At 56.7% G+C, this 22,806-nt stretch carries 18 protein-coding genes; 10 read left to right on the top strand and 8 right to left on the bottom strand.

The genetic code is table 11. The annotated features are described in order from the left end of the window. Window positions 1-115 precede the first annotated feature (115 nt). The 3 genes from ACMGGH_RS04040 (at window position 116) to ACMGGH_RS04050 (ending at window position 4,215) form a co-directional block, all read left to right on the top strand. Window positions 116-958, top strand: a complete 843-nt coding sequence (locus tag ACMGGH_RS04040) for a 23S rRNA (adenine(2030)-N(6))-methyltransferase RlmJ (RefSeq protein WP_232949125.1) — start codon at window positions 116-118, stop codon at window positions 956-958. Window positions 959-1,029: 71 nt separating this feature from the next. Continuing rightward, a complete protein-coding gene (gene gorA, locus ACMGGH_RS04045; RefSeq protein WP_049000476.1) occupies window positions 1,030-2,382 on the top strand; it encodes a glutathione-disulfide reductase in 1,353 nt (450 codons plus the stop codon). A 183-nt stretch (window positions 2,383-2,565) separates the two neighbouring features. Continuing rightward, window positions 2,566-4,215, top strand: coding sequence for an alpha,alpha-trehalase (locus ACMGGH_RS04050; protein WP_028014741.1), 1,650 nt, complete (start codon window positions 2,566-2,568; stop codon window positions 4,213-4,215). Window positions 4,216-4,263: 48 nt separating this feature from the next. On the opposite strand, the gene ACMGGH_RS04055 is transcribed toward ACMGGH_RS04050, so the two are convergent. After that, on the bottom strand, window positions 4,264-5,856 hold the full coding sequence (locus ACMGGH_RS04055; protein ID WP_041911859.1) for an STY4199 family HEPN domain-containing protein: 1,593 nt from the start codon (window positions 5,854-5,856) through the stop codon (window positions 4,264-4,266). A gap of 147 nt (window positions 5,857-6,003) precedes the next feature. Here ACMGGH_RS04055 and ACMGGH_RS04060 point away from each other — a divergent pair, with 147 nt between their 5' ends. Then, complete coding sequence (locus ACMGGH_RS04060; protein ID WP_232949124.1) at window positions 6,004-6,543, top strand: GNAT family N-acetyltransferase; 540 nt, start codon at window positions 6,004-6,006, stop codon at window positions 6,541-6,543. Window positions 6,544-6,614: 71 nt separating this feature from the next. After that, on the top strand, window positions 6,615-6,953 hold the full coding sequence (locus tag ACMGGH_RS04065) for a lysozyme (RefSeq protein ID WP_420299069.1): 339 nt from the start codon (window positions 6,615-6,617) through the stop codon (window positions 6,951-6,953). On the opposite strand, the gene ACMGGH_RS04070 is transcribed toward ACMGGH_RS04065, so the two are convergent. Both ACMGGH_RS04070 and ACMGGH_RS04075 read right to left on the bottom strand, forming a co-directional pair. Continuing rightward, a complete protein-coding gene (locus ACMGGH_RS04070; RefSeq protein ID WP_045259401.1) occupies window positions 6,932-7,534 on the bottom strand; it encodes a response regulator transcription factor in 603 nt (200 codons plus the stop codon). The genes ACMGGH_RS04065 and ACMGGH_RS04070 overlap by 22 nt on opposite strands. A 173-nt stretch (window positions 7,535-7,707) precedes the next feature. Next, window positions 7,708-8,466: an SDR family NAD(P)-dependent oxidoreductase gene (locus tag ACMGGH_RS04075; protein WP_028014746.1), complete on the bottom strand. Its 759-nt coding sequence runs from the start codon at window positions 8,464-8,466 to the stop codon at window positions 7,708-7,710. 119 nt (window positions 8,467-8,585) lie between these two features. On the opposite strand from ACMGGH_RS04075, the gene ACMGGH_RS04080 reads away from it, so the two are divergent. The 3 genes from ACMGGH_RS04080 (at window position 8,586) to ACMGGH_RS04090 (ending at window position 12,146) form a co-directional block, all read left to right on the top strand. Beyond that, window positions 8,586-9,485 (top strand): LysR family transcriptional regulator, encoded by a 900-nt coding sequence (locus tag ACMGGH_RS04080; RefSeq protein ID WP_028014747.1) that lies wholly within the window; start codon window positions 8,586-8,588, stop codon window positions 9,483-9,485. Between the two features lie 51 nt (window positions 9,486-9,536). Beyond that, window positions 9,537-10,562 (top strand): inner membrane protein YhjD, encoded by a 1,026-nt coding sequence (gene yhjD, locus ACMGGH_RS04085; protein ID WP_232949122.1) that lies wholly within the window; start codon window positions 9,537-9,539, stop codon window positions 10,560-10,562. Between the two features lie 261 nt (window positions 10,563-10,823). Continuing rightward, on the top strand, window positions 10,824-12,146 hold the full coding sequence (locus ACMGGH_RS04090) for an MFS transporter (RefSeq protein ID WP_028014749.1): 1,323 nt from the start codon (window positions 10,824-10,826) through the stop codon (window positions 12,144-12,146). Window positions 12,147-12,196: 50 nt separating this feature from the next. On the opposite strand, the gene ACMGGH_RS04095 is transcribed toward ACMGGH_RS04090, so the two are convergent. Both ACMGGH_RS04095 and pdeH read right to left on the bottom strand, forming a co-directional pair. Further along, complete coding sequence (locus ACMGGH_RS04095) at window positions 12,197-14,239, bottom strand: AsmA family protein (RefSeq protein ID WP_047367228.1); 2,043 nt, start codon at window positions 14,237-14,239, stop codon at window positions 12,197-12,199. 65 nt (window positions 14,240-14,304) lie between these two features. Beyond that, on the bottom strand, window positions 14,305-15,078 hold the full coding sequence (pdeH, locus tag ACMGGH_RS04100; protein ID WP_041911854.1) for a cyclic-guanylate-specific phosphodiesterase: 774 nt from the start codon (window positions 15,076-15,078) through the stop codon (window positions 14,305-14,307). A gap of 229 nt (window positions 15,079-15,307) precedes the next feature. On the opposite strand from pdeH, the gene ACMGGH_RS04105 reads away from it, so the two are divergent. Both ACMGGH_RS04105 and ACMGGH_RS04110 read left to right on the top strand, forming a co-directional pair. Then, the gene (locus tag ACMGGH_RS04105; protein WP_193050688.1) at window positions 15,308-16,237 is read left to right on the top strand and encodes a sugar kinase; all 930 of its coding nucleotides are present in this window, start codon (window positions 15,308-15,310) and stop codon (window positions 16,235-16,237) included. Window positions 16,238-16,347: 110 nt separating this feature from the next. Then, a complete protein-coding gene (locus ACMGGH_RS04110; RefSeq protein ID WP_420299056.1) occupies window positions 16,348-17,490 on the top strand; it encodes an IS481 family transposase in 1,143 nt (380 codons plus the stop codon). Window positions 17,491-17,574: 84 nt separating this feature from the next. Here ACMGGH_RS04110 and ACMGGH_RS04115 read toward each other — a convergent pair whose 3' ends face one another. From ACMGGH_RS04115 to hmsP, 3 genes are all read right to left on the bottom strand, one after another. Beyond that, window positions 17,575-19,068: a M16 family metallopeptidase gene (locus ACMGGH_RS04115; RefSeq protein ID WP_045259406.1), complete on the bottom strand. Its 1,494-nt coding sequence runs from the start codon at window positions 19,066-19,068 to the stop codon at window positions 17,575-17,577. 226 nt (window positions 19,069-19,294) lie between these two features. Then, entirely contained in the window at window positions 19,295-20,581 is a 1,287-nt protein-coding gene (locus ACMGGH_RS04120; RefSeq protein WP_028014754.1) for a dicarboxylate/amino acid:cation symporter, read from the bottom strand. A 159-nt stretch (window positions 20,582-20,740) separates the two neighbouring features. Beyond that, window positions 20,741-22,747, bottom strand: a complete 2,007-nt coding sequence (hmsP, locus tag ACMGGH_RS04125; protein WP_028014755.1) for a biofilm formation regulator HmsP — start codon at window positions 22,745-22,747, stop codon at window positions 20,741-20,743. Window positions 22,748-22,806: the final 59 nt, after the last annotated feature.

A 22,806-nucleotide genomic window follows, 5' to 3' on the forward strand; every position in this document is an offset into this window, starting at 1 on the left:
TAATGGGGTTAAGTGTAGAGGATTTCAATAGCTGCGCTTACCGGGCCTGCGGGTAATCTGTGCCGTTCTGCTGTAAACTGTGGCAAATCGTCAATTCAGCGGAATACCATTACCCATGCTCAGTTATCGCCACAGCTTCCACGCTGGCAACCATGCCGACGTCCTCAAACACACCGTTCAGAGCCTGATCATTGAATCGCTTAAAGAGAAAGAGAAGCCGTTTCTCTATCTGGACACCCATGCGGGCGCGGGCCGTTATCAGCTGAGCGGCGAGCATGCCGAGCGTACCGGCGAATACCTTGAGGGCATCGCCCGCATCTGGCAGCAGGACGACCTGCCCGCCGAGCTGGAGCCTTACATTGGCGTGGTGAATCACTTCAACCGCAACGGCCAGCTGCGCTACTACCCTGGTTCACCGCTGATTGCCCGCCAGCTGCTGCGCGAGCAGGACAGCCTCCAGCTGACCGAACTGCACCCGAGCGACTTCCCGCTGCTACGTTCGGAATTCCAGAAAGATAACCGCGCCCGCGTCGACAAAGCCGACGGCTACCAGCAACTGAAAGCCAAGCTGCCGCCGGTTTCCCGTCGCGGCCTGGTGCTGATCGACCCACCGTACGAAATCAAAACCGACTATCAGGCGGTAGTGACCGGCATCAACGAAGGCTACAAACGTTTTGCGACCGGAACCTATGCCCTGTGGTACCCGGTGGTGCTGCGCGCGCAGATTAAGCGCATGATCAAAGATCTGGAGGCGACCGGCATTCGTAAAATCCTGCAGATTGAGCTGGCGGTACGCCCGGACAGCGACCAGCGCGGCATGACCGCTTCCGGCATGATCGTCATTAACCCGCCGTGGAAGCTGGAAGCGCAGATGAACAACGTGCTGCCGTGGCTGCACAAAAAGCTGGTGCCAGCCGGAACGGGCCACGCCACCGTCAGTTGGATCGTGCCGGAGTAATTGCAGCCATCGGTGGAAACTATTGATTTCAGGTATACAATCGCGGCAATTCACGATTAAGGACAAAAGCTATGACTAAGCATTATGACTACATCGCAATCGGCGGCGGCAGCGGCGGCATCGCCTCCATCAACCGCGCGGCCATGTACGGCCAGAAATGTGCGCTGATTGAAGCCAAAGCGCTGGGCGGCACCTGCGTGAACGTGGGTTGTGTACCGAAAAAGGTGATGTGGCACGCGGCGCAAATTCGTGAAGCGATCCATATGTACGGTCCGGACTACGGCTTTGACACCACCATCAACAATTTCGACTGGGACAAGCTGATCGCCAGCCGTACCGCCTACATCGACCGCATTCACACCTCGTACGACAACGTGCTGGGCAAAAATAACGTCGACGTGATTCATGGCTTCGCCCGCTTTGTGGACGCGAAAACGATCGAAGTGAACGGCGAGACGATCACCGCCGATCATATCCTGATCGCCACCGGCGGCCGTCCGAGCCACCCGAATATTCCGGGCGCGGAATACGGTATCGACTCCGACGGCTTCTTCGAGCTGCCTGCCTTGCCTGAGCGCGTTGCCGTGGTGGGCGCGGGCTACATCGCGGTTGAGCTGGCTGGCGTGATTAACGGCCTGGGTGCAGAAGCGCACCTGTTCGTGCGTAAACACGCACCGCTGCGCAGCTTTGACCCGCTGATCGTCGATACGCTGGTTGAAGTGATGAACACCGAAGGCCCAACCCTGCACACCAACGCCGTGCCAAAAGCGGTCGTTAAAAACACGGACGGCAGCCTGACCCTTGAGCTGGAAGATGGCCGCAGCCAGACCGTTGATTGCCTGATCTGGGCGATTGGCCGTGAACCGGCGAACGACAGCTTTAACCTGGCGGTGACCGGCGTGAAAACCGACGAAAAAGGCTACATCGTCGTCGATAAGTTCCAGAATACCAGCGTACCGGGCATTTACGCCGTCGGTGATAACACCGGTGCGGTTGAGCTGACGCCGGTGGCCGTTGCGGCAGGCCGTCGTCTCTCCGAGCGTCTGTTCAACAACAAGCCGGACGAGCATCTGGACTACAGCAACATCCCGACCGTGGTCTTTAGTCACCCGCCAATCGGCACCGTCGGCTTAACCGAGCCGCAGGCCCGTGAGCAGTACGGCGACGACCAGGTGAAAGTGTATAAATCCGCATTCACCGCGATGTATACCGCCGTCACCTCTCACCGTCAGCCGTGCCGCATGAAGCTGGTCTGCGTGGGCCCGGAAGAGAAGATTGTCGGTATCCACGGCATCGGCTTCGGCATGGATGAGATCCTGCAGGGCTTTGCGGTGGCGCTGAAGATGGGTGCGACCAAGAAAGACTTCGACAACACCGTGGCGATCCACCCGACGGCGGCGGAAGAGTTTGTCACCATGCGATAATGCAGAAGCCCCTCTCCGGAGGGGCTTTTTTTATTCACATACATAAATCGTTGCAAAACGAATGCTCCGAAAAGAGTGATCTACCGCACATATCCCTCCACATCTACCGAAGCGAATGTCTACGCTTATAGGACGCCCGGAGAAACCTGTCTTCAGAACACATAACCGGAGGTCCCTATCACCATGTTCAACCAGAAACTACAGGCTACCGAGAACATCGAATTCGAGATTGCAGAAGAGCTGCGCTACGAGACCGATCCCTGCGAGTTAAAACTGGATGAGATGATTGAGGCGGAGCCGGAACCCGAAATGATCGAGGGTCTACCCGCCTCCGATGCCCTGACGCCCGCCGATCGCTACCTTGAACTGTTCGAACATGTCCAGTCGACGCGGCTGTTTGCGGACAGCAAAACCTTCCCCGACTGCGCGCCGAAGATGGATCCGCTGGATATTCTGATCCGCTACCGTAAGGTCAGACGGCACCGGGATTTCGACCTGCGCCAGTTCGTTGAGAACCACTTCTGGCTGCCTGAAACCTACAGCACGGAATATGTCTCCGACCCCGGACTGTCGCTGAAAGAGCACATTGATAGCCTGTGGCCCGTCCTGACGCGCGAACCGCAGGACCATATTCCCTGGTCGTCCCTGCTGGCGCTGCCGCAGGCCTATATCGTGCCCGGCGGGCGATTCAGCGAGACCTATTACTGGGATTCGTACTTCTCCATGCTGGGGCTGGCGGAAAGTGGCCGTAACGATCTGCTGAAGTGCATGGCGGATAACTTCGCGTGGCTGATCGAACGCTACGGCCATATCCCTAACGGCAACCGCACCTATTATCTCAGCCGCTCGCAGCCGCCGGTCTTTGCCCTGATGGTGGAGCTGTTTGAAGAGGACGGCGTACGCGGTGCGAAGCGCTACCTCGACCACCTCAAAATGGAGCACGCCTTCTGGATGGACGGCGCGGAGTCGCTCCTGCTTAATCAGGCCTACCGCAGCGCGGTGCGCATGCCGGACGGTTCATTGCTGAACCGCTACTGGGACGACCGTGACACCCCGCGCGACGAATCGTGGATTGAAGACGTGGAAACCGCCCGCCACTCGGGCCGTCCGCCGAATGAGGTCTATCGCGATCTGCGTGCGGGAGCAGCGTCTGGCTGGGATTACTCCTCCCGCTGGCTGCGCGATCCGGCGCGGCTCGCCAGCATTCGCACGACGCAGTTTATCCCCATCGATTTGAACGCCTTCCTGTTTAAGCTGGAGAGTGCGATTGCCAATATCTCGGCGTCGAAAGGGGATAAAGAGACGGCCGAGCTGTTCCGCCAGAAGGCCACCGATCGCCGCGCGGCGGTGAACCGCTATCTGTGGGACGAGGAGAGTGGCTGTTACCGCGATTACGACTGGCGACGCGAGCAGATGGCGCTGTTTTCTGCCGCCAGCATTGTGCCGCTGTATGTTGGAATGGCGACGCACGAGCAGGCAGAACGTTTATCTGACGCGGTAAAAGCGCGTCTGCTGACGCCGGGTGGGATTCTGGCAACCGAGTACGAAACCGGCGAGCAGTGGGATAAACCCAACGGCTGGGCGCCGCTGCAGTGGATGGCGATTCAGGGGTTCAAGCAGTACGGCAACGACTCGCTGGGGGATGAAATCGCCTGGAGCTGGCTGCATACGGTGAACCACTTCTACAAGACGCACCACAAGCTGATTGAGAAGTACCACATCGCCAGCAGTACGCCGCGCGAAGGGGGCGGCGGGGAGTATCCGCTACAGGATGGCTTCGGCTGGACGAACGGCGTGGTGCGACGGTTGATTGGCTTGTATGGGGAGCCTTGAGAGGGGTGCGATCTGGCCCCTCTCCCCTCCGGGGAGAGGGGGAAAACTTTAGCGAATCACCTCATAAATGGCGGTCTGAATAGACTGCCATTTTTTCGTGGTGGCATCCGGCTGTGACTGCGCGCGTCGCGTTGCCATCTCAAGATCGTGCTTCTGGCGCTTCACCACGGCCGGCACGGTGCAGAACGCTTTCAGATACTCTTTACGTATTGACGTCAGGGACTCGCCGTTTGACATGGCGTGGCTGAGCGTATTGATGAAACGACGACACGGCTTCTCTTCTGCCATGTTCTGCCGATAGCGCAGCATAAGCTCCAGAACGTCGTCATAGCCTGCCGACATCGCCTCTTCGGTCCATGACAGCTTCCAGTCCATCCCACCCTGCAAAAAGAGCAGCGCCACGCGGGTATCGTTGCGGTTAATCGCCGAACGGAAATTACTCTCGTCCCAGGTCACCCCCATGCGCGTCAGCGTCTCGCGCGAGGAAGGGGTTTCGCGCATCTCCTGCGGCGGAGCCGCCGCTTGCGCCGTATTTTCGGCCGCAGGCTGCGGTTTGCTGCTGGTCACCAGCCAGAAGCCGCCTACCACGATGGCAATCACCATCACGCCGACCGCTCCCCATAGCGCACCGGAGATAAGCTGCTCACGCTGTTCGGGCGTGCGCGGGGCGCGCTGGGTCGGCTTTTCAATCGTGTCGCGGACTTCAAACAGATCCCCACCGGTAACCCGATCCATTTTTTGCGCCTTTTCCCAGAACGCGTGCAGCTCGCTGGCATCCACCGCCATGAATCCGGCCGGGTTGACGCGCGTTCTCCCCTCCTCAAACGCGCGTTGAACCGGACGGGAGATCTGCATGTAGTAGTTATCCAGCAGCTGAATTTGCGCCGAACTTAACGTTTTCTGCACCGTAATGCTGTTGCGGATTTGCCGGATGTCGTCAAGGAAGGTTTGCAGCGTTTTGCGCGGCTCCACCAGGAGCGTCAGCATGGACGGGTCGTTAAACAGCGAGGCGTAATAACGGCTGAACTCTTTTTTATCCACCAGCATTTGCGCCAGTTCACTGAACATCATGCCGCTCAGGACATCGTTGATTTCGCCATGCTTCAGCCAGCGCCGTACGCGGTCAGCGTTAAATAAGGTTTTAAGATGATTATTGAGCCGCACCTGATCGGGCCAGGCCTGCTGAATGAGGCCTTTAATCATTAACTCAATTGCGCGTACCTGCTTGTGCGCCTGCTGTTGCTGGAGTTCGCTTCCCGGGGCCAGCTCGGTGCTGTAGGTCAGAAGCGGCTGCTGCAGACGAAGATGTTCCAGCGTAGTCACAAACCGCATCGCCGCAATAAGCTGGTTTTCACTGACATCCTGCCCGCTTTCGTACTGCGGGACGCGCTGCTGCAGCAGGCGCAGCTGCAGCGTAAATTCCGACATCTCGGCATCATTCAGGTTAAGCTTCTTCGCAACCGTAGCCCATCCCCCGAGCCCTAAACGCGCGCTGTCCAGCTGTTCCAGAAACCAGCGTGGATCTTTTCCCTCAGAAACATGTACATTCAGAAGAAGCAAGATTTCCACCGACGCCTGGCGAATGACCGCCAGACAGTGTTCAAACTGTTCGCGGATATGATGTGATGTGCTGAGAGTCATTGTTTTCCTTAAGCGACAGCGAAGACATCCGGAATGGGCACTAACGGCCGTTTTTCTTTTTATTTATACGCGCTTAACCATACCTGACTTTCTGTTGAAATAAAGTGACAACCCTAAAATCATTTAAAATGCTTCAGGAGAATCTTAATGCCAGTTTTAATGACCTCACGCCTGAACTGCTCACCCCTGCAGGAGCAAGACTGGCCCTTTTTTCTGGCGTTGCAGCAACACCCCGAAGTCATGCGCTTTGTGGCGGAGAACCGCCCCGTCGCAGCGATCCGGGAGGCGTTTGATTCGCGCCTGACGCCCTGGACGCCAGGCAGCGCGCACTGGCTGTGCCTCGTCGTACGTGATGCCCTCTCACAGGCCCCGCTGGGCGTTACCGGGTATATTCATCGGGAAGAAGATTGCGCCGAAGTGGGCTTTCTTTTTGCCCCCGAGGCGCAGGGCAAAGGTTACGGCTTCGAAACCCTGCAGGCGCTTTGCGATTACGCCTTTCATCAGGGCGGTATTCGTCGGCTCACCGCCACCGTCACCGCGGGAAACGTCGCCTCCAGGCGCCTGCTGGAAAAAGCCCGCTTCCAGCTGGAAGGCGAGCTACGTGAAAGCTATTACCTTTCCGGTCGCTTTCAAAATGACTGGTTATTTGGGTTATTACGGCAGGAATACCTGAACAATAATTCCTGATCAACAGCCATTTGGCGGATATTGCTCGTACCGCGATTCCTCTACAGTATCGCCATTAAGAGGAAACGAATATGAACGGTCATGCGCTAAATATATCTTCTGCCGCCATAGAATTAATAAAGAAACATCAAGGGCTTTCACTGGAGAAATATCGTGATGAAAAGGGTGTATGGGTTATCGGCTATGGGCATGTGATCCGCGAACGGGAAAATTTTCACGGCCTTATCACGCCTCTTCAGGCGGAATATTTACTCCATGAAGATATTCAGCTGTGTGAAACGCTGCTGCGGGAAAAGTGTATACATTCATTAACCCAGCAGCAGCATGACGCGCTGGTACTGATGATACTGAGTTTCGGCGTGACGTCTTCACTCCCGAAAGCGCTGCTTCAGGCCGTCGCCCGGGTGTAGTACATGGCTGCCTGGGTTCGGTTTTTTACCTCCAGCCGGCGAAAAAGCGCTTCCAGATGCGCTTTTACCGTGGCCGCACTGATGTTGAGATTGCGACCAATTTCTTTGTTTGATTCGCCCGCCGCCAGCAGCTTCAGCACCTCACGCTGACGCTCGCTTAAGGAAAGTAACGCCTGCGCTGACGATTGCTGGCTGACCCACTCAGCGGGAAAGCAGACCATCCCTCTGGACACGGAATCCAGCACGGCGGCAAACCGCTCAGGGTTAGCGTTACGGGGGATAATAGCCATCACGTTTCGCTGCATGAGTTGTTCAACCCATCGGGTCTCTTTTTTTGCCAGAACCATCATCACCCGTACCGACGGGAAGCGATGCATAATTTCATCCAGGAAAGAACTCCCCTCATCCTGAATTAAATTGCCGTCAATCATGACGATAGCAGACGGTGACGCGGATATTTGCGTCCATAAATCGTCTGCCTGACAAGCCCCCGTTATATTTATTTCAGGAATTAATTTCTGCAAACCGTGTATCGCTCCATGAATAAATATCGACTGCCTGTCAAACATGATTACTCGCATCGTATTTCTCCCTCTGAGAATAGCGAAGGGGGATTCTACATAGGCGCTATTTAAGAAAAAACTCAATGAATGGAGAGGTTACAAATCCGCCAGTGGTTTTTATATTTACCCGCATTTTGACACATTCATTTTAAGGATTTCCTTAAGGGGTTCCCTCCCCTTAACATCAGTCATCACAGGAACATACCGCCTGATACTTCAATACGTTGCGCGTTCATCCAGCCAAGCTTATCGCTAAGCAGCGCCGCAATGGCATCCCCGATATCGTCCGGCAAACCTACCCGCCCCAGCGCCGTCTGCGACGCCAGCATCTGGTTAAGCTGCGCATTGTCGCGCACGCGCCCACCGCCAAAGTCGGTTTCGATCGCGCCTGGTGCGATAATATTGACGGAGATACCGCGCGCTCCAAGCTCCTTCGCCTGATAGCGGGTAAGCACTTCCATCGCCCCTTTCATGGCCGCGTAGGTTCCTGAGCCTGGCTGGGTGAAGCGGGCCAGTCCGCTGGAGACATTGAGGATCCGCCCCCCGTCGTTAAGCAGAGGCAGCAGGCGCTGCGTCAGGAAGAAAGGCCCTTTGAAGTGAATGTTCAGCGCCTCATCAAACTGGGCTTCCGTCGTTTCGGTATAGGGTGCGTATAAACCCGTTCCGGCATTGTTCAATAAATAATCAAATGTTTCGCGCTGCCAGACGCTCTTCAGGATCTCCTGAAGCTGTTGAGCAAAATTTTCGAAACTGGCGATATCCCCGACGTTGAGCTTTAATGCCGCCGCCTTGACGCCTTTTTCCTGAATTTCGCGCACAACTTCCAGCGCTTCCTGCTGGCTACGATTGTAGGTCAGGATAATTCCCGTGCCGTCTGCAGCCAGCTTTAACGCAGCGTTTTTACCTAAGCCGCGGCTACCACCCGTCACTAATGCGATACGTTCAGTCATCATAAACCTCGTTTTGGCTGTTATGGAGATTGAGAAAGAGCTTATTAGGTGATAGAAGATCAATAAAGATGGGTAATAACGCTTCACTGTTTCAGTGCAAACAACAATGAGCTTCATCTATGGATAAAATTCACGCAATGCAGCTGTTTGTTCGCGTCGCGGAACTGGAGAGTTTTTCCCGCGCGGCAGAGACATTAACGCTGCCTAAAGGCAGCGTTTCCCGACAAATTCAGGCACTGGAAAACCGGCTTGGCACCCAGCTACTGCACCGTACCACGCGCCGCGTCAGCCTGACGCAGGACGGCATGGTCTATTACGAACGGGCAAAAGATCTGCTGGCGAACCTGGATGAGCTGGACGGTATGTTTCAGCACGATCCCTCCAGCATCAGCGGAAGGCTGCGCGTGGATATGCCCGTTGGCGTTGCTCGAAATGTCGTCATCCCCAAACTGCCTGCGTTTTTACAGCAGTATCCGGGTATCGAACTGGAGCTCAGCAGCAGCGATCGTCTGGTGGATGTGGTCCGGGAAGGGTTTGATTGCGTCGTCCGCGTGGGTTCCCTGAAGGACTCAGGGCTGATAGCCCGTCCGCTGGGCAAGCTGTCGGTGATCAACTGCGCCAGCCCGGATTATCTGGCGCGTTTTGGCTACCCTGACACGCTGGACGATTTAGGCTCGCACGCCGTGATTCATTATGCCGCGATGCTGGGAAGCCGCCCTCAGGGCTTTGAATTTTATAACGGTAGCACGACGCAGTGGATAAAAACGGGCGGGGTGCTAACCGTCAACAGCACGGAAACTTACCAGGCCGCCTGCCTTGCCGGGCTGGGGATCATTCAGGCCCCGCGCGTTGGGGTGCGTGACCTGCTGCGCGCAAAGAAACTGATTGAGATCCTCCCGCAGTATCGCGCGGAACCGATGCCTGTCTCCCTGATTTACCCCCACCGGCGCAACCTCTCTCGCCGGGTTCACCTGTTTATGGAGTGGCTAACCGAACTCACAAAAGCTTACGTGGACTAGTCGCAAGCTATAATTCAATAACATCCAGCCAAACGAAAAAGGAAAAGACGCGTGACGCCGGAAAATAACCCGCAACGACCCACCCAACATTTAGATTATGAACCCATCAAGAAGATGGAAACCGAGCCGGAAGAGGCTAAAGCCCCTGGTACAGCCAGCAAGGCGCTGGGCACCGTCACCAGCCTGGCGGAGAGAATTCAGCAGTTTCCCATGGTTGCGCATCTTATACGTGCGACCGAGCGCTTTAATGACCGCATGGGGAACCAGTTCGGTGCCGCGATCACCTATTTTTCGTTCCTGTCGATGATCCCCATCCTGATGGTGTCGTTTGCTGCGGCCGGTTTTGTACTCGCGTCACATCCAACGCTGCTGCAGGATATTTTCAATAAGATCCTGAATAACGTCAGTGACCCGACCCTCGCCACCACGCTGAAAAGCACGATTAACACCGCCGTTCAGCAGCGCACCACCGTCGGGATCGTCGGTTTGCTCATCGCCCTTTACTCCGGCGTTAACTGGATGGGCAACCTCCGCGAAGCTATTCGCGCCCAGTCGCGCGAGGTGTGGGAGCGTAAACCGCAGGATCAGGAGAAAATTTGGGTTAAATATTTCCGCGACTTTATTTCGCTGATTGGCCTGCTTATCGCGCTCGTCGTCACGCTCTCCATTACCTCCGTGGCGGGCTCCGCGCAGCAGATGATTATTTCTGCGCTCTATCTTGATTACATCGAATGGCTGAAGCCCGCCTGGCGCGGCATCGGACTGGCGATTTCTATCTTCGCCAACTACCTGCTGTTCTTCTGGATTTTCTGGCGCTTGCCTCGGCATCGTCCACGTAAGAAGGCGCTGCTCCGCGGCACATTGATTGCGGCGATCGGCTTTGAAGTGATTAAGATCGTGATGACTTACACGCTGCCGTCACTGGTGAAATCCCCGTCCGGCGCGGCATTTGGCTCGGTGCTCGGGCTGATGGCGTTCTTCTACTTCTTCGCGCGTTTAACCCTGTTCTGCGCGGCGTGGATTGCCACCGCCGAGTACAAAGGCGACACGCGAATGCCCGGAAAAATACATCGTTAATTCCGCTCTCGGGCTGATATTTCAGCCCGACTCATCATTTCAGCATATAAATCCAGTCCGTAACTTTTATTTAACCGAAAACCAGTTTTATCCACCAATATTTAAAAAACGTGAAGCATTTCATGGAAGCATTTTGGCTGGCCTGAACATTATCCGCTTTTTGTTGATTTTATAATCAGGAAGCTATTTTGTTACAGATTGAAATGTCGCTTTTGCTGTGCGTAATATGGCCTTTCGTTCGACAAAAAATAAGAAAATATTATGCAATCAACAGCCACAACACTCGACTCTGGTGCGGAAAACGTCCCGGTAAACTCGCGCAATAAAGTTGTCGTCGCATCGCTGATTGGCACCGCCATTGAGTTCTTCGACTTTTACATTTACGCCACCGCAGCGGTCATCGTTTTCCCGCATATTTTCTTCCCGCAGGGAGACCCGACGGCGGCGACGCTACAGTCTCTGGCGACCTTTGCTATTGCGTTTGTGGCGCGTCCGATTGGCTCCGCGCTGTTTGGACACTTCGGCGATCGTATTGGGCGCAAGGTCACCCTGGTGGCCTCGCTGCTGACGATGGGCATCTCCACCGTGGCGATCGGCCTGCTGCCGACCTACGAAACCATCGGCATTCTGGCGCCGGTCCTGCTGGCGCTGGCGCGTTTTGGTCAGGGTCTGGGGCTGGGCGGTGAATGGGGTGGCGCGGCGCTGCTGGCGACCGAGAACGCCCCGCCGCGTAAACGCGCGCTGTACGGTTCATTCCCGCAGCTTGGCGCGCCGATTGGCTTCTTCTTTGCCAACGGGACCTTCCTGCTGCTCTCCTGGCTGCTGACGGATGAACAGTTCATGAGCTGGGGCTGGCGTATCCCGTTTGTCTTCTCGGCCGTGCTGGTGCTGATTGGCCTGTATGTGCGTGTTTCCCTGCATGAGACGCCGGTGTTCGCAAAAGTAGCCGCGGCGAAAAAACAGGTAAAAGTGCCGCTGGGCACCCTGCTGACCAAACACGTGCGCGTGACCGTGCTGGGCACGTTTATCATGCTGGCGACCTACACGCTGTTCTACATCATGACGGTGTACTCCATGACCTACAGTACCGCCGCCGCGCCGGTTGGGCTGGGCCTGCCGCGTAACGAAGTGCTGTGGATGCTGATGATGGCGGTGATTGGGTTTGGCGTGATGGTACCGATTGCCGGCCTGCTGGCGGATAAGTTTGGTCGTCGTGCGAGCATGATTACGATCACCACGCTGATCATTCTGTTTGCTCTGTTCGTCTTCCCGCCGCTGCTGAGTTCAGGTAGCCCGGCGCTGGTGATGGCGTACCTGCTGATTGGCCTGAGCCTGATGGGGCTGACCTTCGGCCCGATGGGCGCGCTGCTGCCGGAGCTGTTCCCGACGGAAGTGCGTTATACCGGCGCGTCGTTCTCCTATAACGTCTCGTCTATTCTGGGCGCGTCCGTGGCACCGTATATCGCCACCTGGCTGCAGGCAAATTATGGTCTGTTCTACGTGGGCGTTTATCTGGCGGCCATGGCGGCGCTGACGTTGATTGCGCTGCTGCTGACGCATGAGACTAAGCATCAGGCGCTGTAAGCTAATGCCGGGTGGCGGCTACGCCTTACCCGGCAATAACAAACCGCACCTTACTTCTTCATCTGCGACAAAATCGTCCGGCATTGATTCGCCTCGCCTTCTGACGGCGAAATCAACGCCAGCAGCGCAGCGGCCGGGGTGACCAACGTCGCGAGGGCTGCGGCCACCGCGCCACGCGCAATCAGCGGCCCGGGCTTGACGCCCGCCTGCGGATTTTTGAAGGTCCCACGCACGTAAAGCGGCGAGCGCAGGGTAATAATACGAATCCCCTTACTTTCCGGATCGATGGTCAAATCCAGCTGTTCGGAGGCCATGCTGGCGGTACCGGTCACGTTAATCACCGCGTTTTCCGTGTCGAAGGCAAAAATCTGCGGACGCGCCACGCCGTTAACCAGATCCACATTCGCCGCCGCGCAGTTCACCCGCACCTCGTCATCGCCAAAGATTTGCCCGATGATAAAGTTACCGACGTTCAGCCCCAGGATCTCCATCAGGTTGCGGCTGACCAGACCGTCGTTCATTAGCAGTTTCAGGTTACCGTTGCCGCTGCCCAGCAGTGCCGCCACGGAATTCCCCACCCCGCGAATGTCCGCATCGCCGTTCATTTCACCGAGGGTTTTCTGCATCAGCTCCACGTTCGGCATCAGCTCTTTCAGCTTCAATCGACGCGCCTGGATCTCCGCCCGCCCCTGCATCGGCTTTTTATCGCCTTCCAGGTGAATGTTGGAGGAAATCGTCCCGCCCGCCATGCCAAACTTCAGCGGCTGCAGGCGCAGGTCGGCATTTTTCAGGATGATATGCGTCGAGAGATCGCTCAGCGGCAGCGTGCTGCCATGCTCAATCTTGCGCCCTTTGAAGCGCACATCTGCGTCCATCACGTCCCACTTATCGGTTTCAAAGCGATCGTAAGGCAGCACTTTTCCCGCAGGCTGAACGTCCTTTTTGACCTCTTTTGACTTTGTCCCTTTACCCGAATCCACGCCTATCAGCGGGCCAAGATCGGCCAGACGCAGCTGGCGGGATTCGACATCCCCTTCCAGTTTTGGCCGTGGTTTTCCGGTGGTGTAGGTCAGCGTGCCGTGAATATCGCTGTCGCCGATGCGGCCGTTGAAATCCCGGTAGTCAAAAACGGACGATTTTTCGGTATCAATTTTGGCAACCAAATGCCCGTCCGTTTCGAACGGCGGGGTATCCGGCAGCAGTACGCCGGTCAGTTCATACAGTTCGCCAAGCGAGTCACCGGCGAACTTGAGCTGCAGGTCGACGCCCCCCATGTTCATCGGGTCGTTGACCGTCCCCACAAACGCCACGCGCGTATTCCCCGAGCGGAAATCCGCCTGCACCGGGAATGGCGTGCCTTCGCTCCGGAGCGCCAGCATGCCGCCGATTTTCCCTTTCCCGTTAAGCGGCTGACCGTTGTAGCGCCCTTTTGCCGTCAGGCCGAAGACATAATCACCCGCTTTGGCGCTATCGCCTTTCGCTTTATTGCCCGTGACTTCGCTAAACGGCAGCGGTTTACCCAGCGGATCGACCAGGATCTCCACGTCTGCCTTGCTGACCTTATCGTCGATGGCGATCCGCCCGCGATCGAAAAGAATATTGTCCAGACGGAATGACCACGAAGAGGGCTGGGCATTCGGATCTTTTTCGCCGTCGCTGGCAAGGTTAAACGTCCAGTTATTGTTTTTTTCTGAGAGGCGGATCAGGCGCGCATCGGGCTGCTGGAGCTTGATCCACGGTAGATAGACGGTTTTGGTCAGGAGCGCTAGCGGCGCCAGCGTGGCTTCCACGCGCGGCAGATGCACCATGGTCACTTCGGGGATATCCGGCGGGTTGCCGAGAATAATGTCGTCGGCGTGGACGTGCGGCCAGGGGATCCAGCTTCGCCAGCCGGTCTCCTCTTTCTGACGTTCCCATACCACACCCAGATCGCCACGAATGGCGAAGGGACGGTTCAGCTCAGTTGAGACTTTCTGGTTGATGGTCGGCTTAAGGCGGTTCCAGTCAAACGTCGCGATAATGATGACGACGATCGCGATCAACAACAAGAAAATCCCTGTAATCCAGGAAATGACCCTGGTTGTTTTTGTCATTGTTATCCCCTTTCCTGATGACCTTTCCTGTAAAACTATAGTCCAGACAAAGGGAAACGGGGCTATCAGAGGGTCGTTCTGGCGCTTTCGAGGAGATCCATCGGCACGGGGCGAGAGAGGAAATAGCCTTGCGCCGCCGCTGCGGGAGAGTTTTGCACATCACGCCACTCTTCCAGCGTTTCCACGCCTTCAACGATCACCCCCTGGCAATAGCGATTCATCAACTGCAATAACAGCGTAAACAGATTCCGCCCTTCCGGGGTCTGGCGCAGCATGATGAACAGATCGCGAGCCACCTTGATGTAGTCATAGCGCACTTCGCTGAGGGCCGAGAAGTTCGCCATACCGGTGCCAAAGTCATCCAGCCACAGCGGGCCAAATTCACACATTGAAGCAAACGAGGAATCCTGCGGCAGGCGCACGTGCTCCACCAGCTCAAAGCGCAGCCACGGCAGGGTGGCGATCAGCTCCTGCAGCTTCGCGTTCTGACGCAGTGCCAGCAGAGTTGGGCCATCCACGTTCACCGAGGCGAGGATCGTATGCTGCTCGAAAAAGGCCTGTTTCGTCGCCAGCATACGGAGCTGCTCTTCCAGCACGTCCAGACGCTGGCGAACGGCAACTTCGGCAAAATAGCGATCCGGCGCGATGCGCTGAGTAGGGTTTGAGGGATGCGTAACGACGGTCAAAATCTCAATTGCCATCAGCCGACCGTCCGTTCGATAGATCGGCTGCCAGGTGTACGCGCGCTCACATTGCAGCCAGTAGCGATGCTCCTGCAAGTTCTCAATACTTGCCTCAGGCGTAGTGCTCAGCCGCTGGATAACCTGCTCTGACTTCATTTCAGATGTCCTGTTGTTGGGATAGCCTTTCTGGACTCGTCACAGGATTATCGGCGCGATAATTGAGAACTTTATGTTCAATTCACCGTGAAAATGAAATTAAGATGACAGAAATTTGCCGGAACACGCGCTGGCTCAAATAAAATAATGGAACACCGTTTTAATATAGTTGACCATCTAATTCACTCGGCGCACACTGCTGAAAATTCTTCTGTTCAGGTTCACGACTATGTCCAAAAAAATTGCCGTGATTGGCGAATGCATGATTGAGCTGTCACAAAAAGGCGCGGAAGTCAGCCGCGGATTTGGTGGCGATACGTTAAACACCTCGGTTTACATTGCCCGTCAGGTTGCGCCTGAGGCACTCACCGTGAACTACGTCACCGCCCTTGGTACGGACAGCTTCAGCCAGCAGATGCTGGAAGCCTGGCAAAGTGAGCATGTTGACACCTCGCTGATCCAGCGTATGGAAAACCGCCTGCCTGGACTGTACTACATCGAAACTGACAGCACCGGCGAACGCACGTTTTATTACTGGCGTAACGAAGCCGCGGCCAAATTCTGGCTGGAGAGCGACGCCGCTGCGGCCATCTGCGAAGAGCTGGCGACGTTTGACTATCTCTATCTGAGCGGCATTAGCCTGGCGATTTTAAGCCCGACCAGCCGCGAAAAGCTGCTCTCGCTGCTGCGCGAATGCCGCGCCAACGGCGGGAAGGTGATTTTTGATAACAACTACCGCCCGCGCCTGTGGGCCAGCCGCGAAGAGACGCAGCAGGTTTATCAGCAGATGCTGCAGTGCACGGACATCGCCTTCCTGACGCTCGATGATGAAGACGCCCTGTGGGGTGAAAAGCCGGTTGAGGACGTAATTGCCCGCACGCAGGCGGCCGGCGTGAGCGAAGTGGTGATTAAGCGCGGCGCGGAGTCGTGCCTGGTCGCGATTGCGGGTGAAGCGGTGGTTGAGGTCCCTGCGGTGAAGCTGGCCAAAGAGAAAGTGATTGATACCACTGCGGCGGGGGATTCCTTCAGCGCGGGCTACCTGGCGGTACGCCTGACGGGGGGAACGCCGGAAGCGGCGGCACAGCGTGGGCACCTGACGGCCAGCACCGTGATTCAGTATCGCGGGGCGATTATTCCGCGCGAGGCGATGCCTGTTTAGTTTCCCCTAACCCTCTCCCCATGTACGGTCCGGGGACATAGTGAACACTTGTTCGGGGACATGGTAGACACTTACAACTGAGGCATAAGAACCCGTTTATGGAGTCACTTATGCCCTGGGATGCGAGAGATACCATGTCATTACGTACCGAGTTTGTACTGTTCGCCTCGCAGGACGGGGCGAACATCCGTTTCCTCTGCCGTCAGTTCGGCATTTCTCCTGCCACCGGCTACAAGTGGCTTCAGCGCTGGGCTGAGGAAGGTGCCTCCGGTCTTCAGGACCGCTCCCGCGCACCTCATCATTCCCCGAACCGCTCATCTGACGACATCACGGCCCTGCTGCGCATGGCGCATGACCGTCATCAACGCTGGGGCGCCCGCAAGATTAAGCGCTGGCTTGAAGACCAGGGGCACCGTATGCCCGCCTTCAGCACCGTCCATAATCTGATGGCCCGTCACGGTCTGCTGCCGGGCGCATCACCGGGCGTTCCGGCTACGGGACGCTTCGAACATGACGCGCCGAACCGGCTCTGGCAGATGGATTTTAAGGGCCACTTTCCCTTTGGCGGTGGCCGCTGCCATCCGCTCACCCTGCTGGACGACCACTCCCGTTTTTCCCTGTGCCTGGCACACTGTACCGATGAACGGCGCGAGACCGTGCAGCAGCAGCTGGTCAGCGCGTTTGAACGCTACGGCCTGCCGGACAGGATGACGATGGACAACGGCTCACCGTGGGGCGACACCACCGGCACCTGGACGGCGCTGGAGCTGTGGCTGATGCGCCACGGTATCCGGGTGGGGCACTCCCGGCCTTATCATCCGCAGACGCAGGGCAAGCTGGAGCGTTTTCACCGCAGCCTGAAGGCGGAAGTGCTGCAGGGAAAATGGTTCGCGGACAGCGGAGAGCTGCAGCGCGCTTTCGATCACTGGCGCACGGTGTACAACCTTGAACGCCCGCACGAGGCGCTGGATATGGCGGTACCGGCCTCGCGTTATCAGCCGTCTGCCCGGAAGTACAGCGGCAGCGTAACGCCACCTGAATACGATGAAGGGGTGAAGGTCAGGAAAGTGGATGTCAGCGGAAAGCTGAGCATACAGGGTGTCAGTCTGAGCGCAGGCAAGGCGTTCAGGGGAGAACGGGTCGGGCTGAGGGAGACGCAGGATGACGGCTGCTATGAAGTGTGGTGGTACAGCACGAAAGTGGGGGTGATCGACCTGAAGAAAAAGTCGATCACCATGGGTAAAGGATGTTAAAAAGTGTTCACCATGTCCCCGAACACCTGTCTACCATGTCCCCGGACTGTACACCCCAAACGGGAGAGGGTCAGCGTGAGGGGGTTACTGCCCCTGCGGAATATCCGTCGCGTCCTGGTGTAGATCATCAGCCGTTGCAGCCTGCGCCGGCTGCGACGCGGTGGCCATAATGGAATCCCAGGTCTTCTGAAGCTCCTTCATGTCATATTCCGGCTCGCCTTTCGGCTGCAGAAGGATCAACGCCATATCCTGCGACAGCTGCTGACGTAAATCCTGATTCAGCATATTCACAGTCAGACCGTTCAGGAAGTCCTGACGCAGCTTCTGGTACTGCTCAGGCGCAATGTCGACAACCTGATTCTGCAGGGAGCGAATCCGCTGGCTGATCAGAATGTCGGTATCGGCGCGAGCGTAGGTGGCAAAAAGCTTCTGCAGCTCCAGTTTTTTCTGGGCCAGCAGCGCGTTGAACTCCTCTTCAGAGAGCCCCTCTTTACGTACTTTTTCCAGCTCTTTCGCCACCACACCCAGGTTCGCATTCAGTTTATCGCCCGGCGATTCAACGTTAATGGCACATTGCGCACGCTGGAACAGCACGCGGCAGTCAAAGCCAAGGCCAATGTTCTTCACGTTGTTTTTGCTGAGCGTCTGCTGAACGTGCCAGAACAACGCTTCACGCGCCAGATCGGCACGCCAGTAGCGCAGCAGCGCCGCAGACTCGCGAATAGGCTGCCAGGCGTTATCCCACATCACGGAGAGCCTGTCCTGGCGCACGGTGTCCGTCATAATGCTGACAGGCTCGGCGCGCAGCGGAGAGAGCGTCGGGACAGGGGCTGGCGTTTCGCGTTTGCCCTTCAGATCGCCAAACGCTTTGTTGATCTGCTCAACCACCGCGCGGCTATCCACATTGCCGACGACGATCAGCGTCATCGCGTCCGGGGTGTACCATTTCTGGTAGAACGATTTTACCTGTTCGACGTCCACCGGCTGCTTCAGCGGCTCTGCCGGATCGTGCCCCAGCAACGTTGAGCCTTTCAGACGGTAACGCCACCAGCCCTCTTTGGTATCCGCAGGCCAGGTCGCCACCATGTCGCCGTTGCTCAACGCATAGTTCACGGTATCCGGCGTAATCGCCAGGTTGCCAGAGGCATCGGAGAGATAGGTAAGGGCTTCTTTAAGCAGGTCGTTACGGTTATTTGGCAGGCTCAGGTTAAACATGGTGTAGTCATAGGAGACCACAGCCGGAGGAAGGGGGCGTTTCGGATCGATGGCCTGTTGCCACAGCGAACGCACCTGTACTGCCTGCAAGCTGCCGCTCTGCGTGAGCGCCAGACGGGGAATAAAATGGCTAAAACCGGTTTGCTGAGTGCTTTCCGTAAGGGAGCCGGTATTTACGGACAGACGGATTTCAATACGATCGCTGGGACGCTGTGGAGTAGATAACACCTGCCACTGAAAACCGTTCGCTAGCGTGCCTTGTTGCCAGGCCGGGTCTGGCTGGAGCGCATCTGCCTGCACATAACTGGCTGCTGCCATCATCAGCAAACCGCCGGTTAAGAGTCGAATTTTTGTGCCCTGCATGTGAACCCCTGATCAACATTCCTGGTTAAAAAGAGTGTCTCGCGACGCGCTGCACTCTAAAAGATGACGATGAAAACACGTCGATTAGACCGCGCGTTCGGCAAAACGTCACGGTCCGAAGTGAAATATACCCAAAAAAAATCTTGTCGAATTATGACAGGTATGAACAGTTATTATGCGCAGGAGCCCGCATCCCGACAAGGGAATGCGGGCAATTGTGACAAGATTAGGAGGTTAAACCAGGATTTTTGCTATCAGACGCGCGATTATTCAGCGTATCGTTGAGCTTCTTGTGATCCAGCTCTTTCACCCATTTCGCGACCACCACCGTGGCCACGCCGTTACCCACCAGGTTGGTAAGGGCACGCGCCTCAGACATAAAGCGGTCAATACCAAGAATGAGTGCCAGACCCGCCACCGGCAGATGCCCCACCGCAGAAATGGTGGCCGCCAGCACGATAAAGCCGCTGCCCGTCACGCCCGCCGCCCCTTTAGACGACAGCAAGAGCACCACCAGCAAGGTGATTTGATGGAAAATATCCATATGGCTGTTGGTCGCCTGGGCGATAAACACGGCCGCCATCGTCAGGTATATCGAGGTACCGTCAAGGTTGAAGGAGTACCCCGTCGGGATCACCAGGCCGACCACCGATTTACGGCACCCGAGCTTTTCCATCTTGTCGAGCATACGCGGCAGCGCCGATTCTGAAGAGGAGGTCCCCAGAACAATCAGCAGCTCTTCACGGATGTAGCGGATGAATTTGAAAATGCTGAAGCCTGTCGCACGGGCGATGGAGCCCAGCACCACCACCACGAAAAGAATACAGGTGATGTAGAAGCAGATGATCAGCTGACCCAGCTGCACCAGCGTGCCAACGCCATACTTGCCGATGGTGAAGGCCATCGCACCGAAGGCACCGATCGGCGCCAGGCGCATGATCATATTGATGATGCCGAAGATGACCTGCGAGAAGCTTTCAATCACGTTGAAGATAAGCTGGCCTTTGCTGCCCAGACGGTGCAGGGCGAAGCCAAACATCACGGCAAACAGCAACACCTGCAGAATGTTTCCGCTGGCGAAGGCGCCGATGACGCTGCCAGGGATGACGTCCAGCAGGAAGGCCACCACGCCCTGATCCTTCGCCTGTTCGGCATAGACCGCAACCGCTTTGGCATCCAGCGTAGAGGGATCAACGTTCATACCCGCGCCAGGCTGTACCACGTTGACGATGACCAGACCAATAATCAGCGCAAGGGTACTGACCACTTCAAAGTAGAGAAGCGCCACTGCACCGGTACGGCCCACCGCCTTCATGCTTTCCATGCCAGCGATGCCCGTTACCACCGTACAGAAGATCACCGGGGCGATGACCATTTTAATGAGCTTAACGAACGCGTCGCCAAGCGGTTTCATTTGCGCGCCCAGCTCCGGGTAATAGTGACCCAGCAGAATACCGATGGCGATGGCTGTCAGGACCTGGAAATAAAGACTTTTGAAGAGTGAGGTTTTCATAGGGTGTCCTTGGGAAGAAAAACCACAGGCTTTGTAAGGTTATGGTTAACCTGCGGCTCTAAAATAACACCCGTATAACAGGACAGAAATAAACCCGGTTCAAATTTGAAACACAAATGTTAAGAACTTTGAACTGGCTCGCACAAGCCAGCAACAAAATTACACTTTTGCGTTATGGTCAGCGCCAGAAAGGTATCGCTGCTCGAAGACATCCGGCGGCACTGCGGGGGCAAAAAGGTAGCCCTGGCCGCTCTCGACGCCCGCCTCTGCCAGCCAGACGCGTTGCGCTTCGGTTTCAATCCCCTCGGCAATAAGGTGCACCTTGAGGCTGCGCGCCATCTGGACGATGGCCTGCACCATGCTGCTGTCCTCCGGCAGCCCGTCGACAAACGATTTATCGATTTTGAGCACGTCCACCGGCAGGGCTTTCATGTGCTGAAGCTGGCGCAGCCCGGCGTACCCCATACCAAAATCGTCCAGCGCGATGCGAATGCCGGCATTGCGCAGCGGCTTCAGGATGGCCACCGCGTCGTTAGGATCGTCAATGCGCCGGCTCTCCGTCACTTCCAGCGTCAGCGTATCAGGCTTTATCCGGTAGCGGTGGATCAGCTCCAGCATCTCGGAGACCATCGTCGGATGCATAAGCTGCAGGGCAGACAAGTTGACCGACAGCGGCAGCGTTACGCCGCGCTCCTGCCAGGCGGCAAGCTGGCGGCAGGACTCCTCCAGTACCCAATAGCCAACGGTGACCATCAGGCCGCAGGATTCGATGCGCTCAATCAGCCCCTCCGGCAGCTCCCAGGAGCCATCCGGCTGCTGCAGGCGGAGCAGCGCCTCGGCGCTTTTCACTTCCCCGGTCTGTAAATTCACCTGCGGCTGTAGCCAGAGGGCGAACTGACGGTTATCCAGCGCGGTCAGGATATCGCTCTCTTCCGTCAGGCGCTGCTGCGCCTTTTCCATCTGCTCCGGGTCGAAGAACTGGATCTGATTTTTCCCTTTGCGCCGGGCGGTAAACGCCGCCGAGAACGCGCGGCGGTACAGCTGCTCCGCCGTTAAATCACCGTAGTACATGGCGATACCGATACTGGCGCTCGGACGAAGCTGGATGCCCTGCACGGGCAGCCGCTCATTTATGACAGTGAGTACTTGCTGACCTAATGTGATGGCGTGCCACGGCTCTTTCACGCCGTTGGCAATCACCACCAGGTCGTAACCGCTGACCTGGGTCAGCACCATGCGCGGGGCAAGGACAGACTTCACCTTTTCCACCAGCGTCAGCAGCAGCATTTCACGCTGGCTCTCCTTGAGCACGCCCGCCGTGTCCTGCAGGGTTTCACAGGCAATCACCATCAGCGCCGTGGTTTGCTGCCGCGCAACGGTCTGCTCCAGCATTGCCATCAGAAACGCTTTATTAGGTAGCTCCGACACCGGGAAGCGCGTGGCGCTGTTGTTTAGCTCATCCTGATGACGCTGGATGCGCTGCTGGTTGAGGTTGTAGCTGCGCACCAGCATACCGATCTCATCGTCTTGGTGCAGACGCGGCAGCTCAAGCTGGTGCCCCAGTTGATCCTGCGGCGAAAGCCCATTCAGCTCGCGGGCGATACGGCGCAGCGGGTGAACAATGAGGCGGTTTATACACCACGTCAGCGCTACGCTGATGATCAGGGTCATAAGTAAGCAAGTGGTCACTAACGTAACCACCCAACTCATGACGAATTTATACATCCTGTACGAGTCCGCCTGCAGAACCAGGTAGGCCAATGGCTGCGGATTGGCAGGACGTTCCAGCGAATAGAGAGGCAGAGAAATTTGCACCGGCAGCTCAAACAGGCGCATCACCATCATCGGGACGGGACGCTCCGGGATAAAACTCATCCGCAACGCCTGGAACTGGTTGGGTAAGACGACATCGGCGCGGCTAACGACGCCGGCGGGCTGAATGCGTTTTAAGATGGTTTCCGCTTCGGGAATGTCCCCTTTCAGGATCGAGGCGGAGAGCGGGCCGCGCACCGAGCGGGCGATACTTTCTAACTGCGAAGCCGTGTTATAGCGATTCTGCTGTACGGAATGAAACAGCAAAATTACGCAGAAGAGCAGTACAAACAGCATAGTGACGGCAGAGACCATCGCCATTTGTTTGATCGTTAAGGAACGGCTGACACGCAAAATGACTCTCCACAAAACTCGAAGCGCAGGGCGCGCCAGGGTGTAAACCTGGCGCGCCT

Origin of the sequence: Enterobacter sp. BNK-16, from assembly GCF_048684955.1 — a bacterium.
Lineage (GTDB): Bacteria > Pseudomonadota > Gammaproteobacteria > Enterobacterales > Enterobacteriaceae > Enterobacter > Enterobacter bugandensis.